A 1,579-nucleotide genomic window follows, 5' to 3' on the forward strand; every position below is an offset into this window, starting at 1 on the left:
CGCGATTGATTACGTTTTGTGTATTCTGTAATATTGAAATATGTGAATGTGGATTTGTATTTTACTCCTTGTGGCTCGACTACTTTGAGGAGTTTCTTACCACACCTTATTCCTAAACAATGATTAGTTAGATGAGTCTTTGAATTCCTATTTTGAACCAGGTTTCGTGGTTTAAGTGTTGTGGACACCATTTCACATAATTTACTTTGAAAGGATTTTTTACATATGAAATTAATTGGCATCGACATTGGAAAAAACAAACATTTCTTTTGTGTCATGGATCAACAAACTGGTGAGATCATCTCTCAGCCTGTTTCTTTTTCTAATGACAAAGAAGGTTTTGATTTTCTAGTACAAAAAATCAAATCTTATCCAAAAGATTCTATTCTTATTGGTATGGAAGATACGGGACATTATCATTTTGCTTTGTTGAAATACCTTCTAGACTTACAATATACTGTTGCTTTAATTAATCCTAAAACAACTGATTTCAATTGTAAGATGCAAGGTGGTATTACTAAAAATGATAAGCTCGATACAATCAATATCTGTGATGTTCTTGATACTCCTGAGCGTAAAAAACAATATCGTATCACTAAAGTCAACAGCTTTGATCTTTATGAACAAAAACAGCTGACAAGACATCATCATAATTTGAAAGAAGAGGAAAATGTCTATAAGAATCGTCTTCAAAAATGTATCGATGTCGTGTTTCCTGAATTCAATAAACTGTTCAATTCTAAATATGGCATTGTTTATATGAATATTCTTAAAATGTTTGGGAGTGCTGAAAATATCGCCAATACAGATATCAGAACCATCCGTAAATGCTTTGAAATCGATGGCAGAGACAATCGTATTTCTTTAACACCTGAAAGACTTAAAGAATGTGCCAGATCTTCTATTGGGATTTCTTCATCAGCGGAAGTTATTCAAATAAAACATTTAACCGCTCAAATAGAACTGATTGAAGAACAGCTAACTGAAATAGATAAAAAAATAGAAGAGTTCTCCATCCAAAATAACTCTCCTATCCTATCCATACCAGGAATATCTCACTTCTCTGGTACTTCTATTCTAGCGGAATTAGGAGATATAAGCAACTATTCTAAGACTTCTCAAATCATTAAATTTGCAGGAGTTGCTCCTTTACACTATGAATCAAGTCAGTTCAATGCACAACATACAGCTATTACCAAGAAAGGATCCAAATATTTAAGGAAGACCCTATATCAGATAATACTTCCTGTAATAAGACACAATCCTGTGTTCAATAAGTATTATCAGTTAAAGATTTCTCAAGGCAAAGGTCATCGTTGTGCTCAAGGACACTGTGTAAGAAAGCTGCTTAGAATCATCTATCATCTTTTAAAAACAAATCAACAGTTTGATCCTCAACTGTTAAGATAGCACTTGAAAACTTTAAAAATGGCCTTTCGAGGTCTTTTTCAGCATGTCCAAAATTACAAATCACTATTCACTTTTCAATGTTCTCTTTCATTTCTAACTGAAAATTCAAATTTTTAAATATTTTCAAACTTTTTCATAAAATCACTTGAATTTTATATAGTTAGCTCCT

General features: G+C 32.0%; 1 protein-coding gene. It reads left to right on the forward strand.

Annotated elements, in window-relative coordinates; translation table 11 throughout:
• The first annotated feature begins 225 nt into the window (after positions 1 to 225).
• Positions 226 to 1,410, forward strand: a complete 1,185-nt coding sequence (locus tag HUU89_RS14385) for an IS110 family transposase (protein WP_175302123.1) — start codon at positions 226 to 228, stop codon at positions 1,408 to 1,410.
• Positions 1,411 to 1,579: the final 169 nt, after the last annotated feature.

This window comes from Faecalibacillus sp. H12 (assembly GCF_013361255.1).
GTDB classification, from domain to species: Bacteria; Bacillota_I; Bacilli_A; order Erysipelotrichales; family Coprobacillaceae; genus Faecalibacillus; species Faecalibacillus intestinalis.